Here is an 845-nt window from a genome sequence, read left to right as displayed (position 1 = left end):
CCTAGGTCGTGAACTCATAATGGGATTTGGATCAGGACGAGGATCACCGGGTTTCCCCTCTGGATGGAGGTGCCGATGGCTCGGTTTGATCTGACGGATGCGGAATGGGCGGCGATCGAGCCGGTCCTGCCGACGGACACACGCGGTGTCGAGCGAGTGGACGACCGGCGCGTGCTCAACGGCATCTTTTGGCGTCTGCGTACGGGCGCGCCTTGGGCCGATATCCCAGCGCGGTATGGACCTCAAACGACCTGCGGCAACCGCTTCCGGCGGTGGCGCAAGGCTGGGGTGTGGGATCGACTTCTCGATGCCGTGTCAAAGGCTTACGACGGCGATGTTCAGATGATCGACGCCACCAGCGTGCGGGTGCACCAGCATGCGGCCACCGCCAAAAAAAAGACGACCGATCCCGTTGCATGGGTCACTCGCGCGGCGGCCTGACCACCAAGATTCATGCCCTGGTGGATGCCGAGGGCCGCCCCATCGCTCTCAAGCTGACCGAGGGGCAGGCCCATGACGGCCGCTCATCGGACGATATGCTCGGCGCGCTCGGTCCGGGTCAGACCCTGCTCGGCGACCGGGCCTACGACAGCGACGAACGCCGAGACCGTCTGGCCCAGCAAGGGGCGTGGGCCAACGTCCGGCCGATGCCGAACCGCAAGAATGTCCCGGCCTTCAGCGCGTTCCTGTACCGCTACCGCAACCTCGTCGAACGCTTCTTCAACAAGATCAAGCACTTCAGAGCTGTAGCCACTCGCTACGACAAGGACCCGGCCAACTATCTCGCCAGCGTCAAACTCGCAGCCGTCCGTATCTGGCTCCGATCTTATGAGTCTACGACCTAG

The 845-nt window shown here is 63.4% G+C and carries 1 protein-coding gene; it reads left to right on the top strand.

From position 1 onward, the window contains the following. The first annotated feature begins 69 nt into the window (after positions 1-69). Positions 70-845 (top strand): IS5 family transposase gene (locus ACFQ4G_RS21920; protein WP_379041127.1). Its coding sequence is split into 2 segments (ribosomal slippage): positions 70-390 and positions 393-845, totalling 774 coding nucleotides; the frame shifts between segments, so codons are not numbered across the junction.

It is taken from the genome of Methylobacterium marchantiae, assembly GCF_042679825.1.
GTDB classification, from domain to species: Bacteria; Pseudomonadota; Alphaproteobacteria; order Rhizobiales; family Beijerinckiaceae; genus Methylobacterium; species Methylobacterium marchantiae.
Note: the sequence above shows the minus strand (reverse complement) of the source record. Positions and strands in the feature narration are given on the sequence as shown.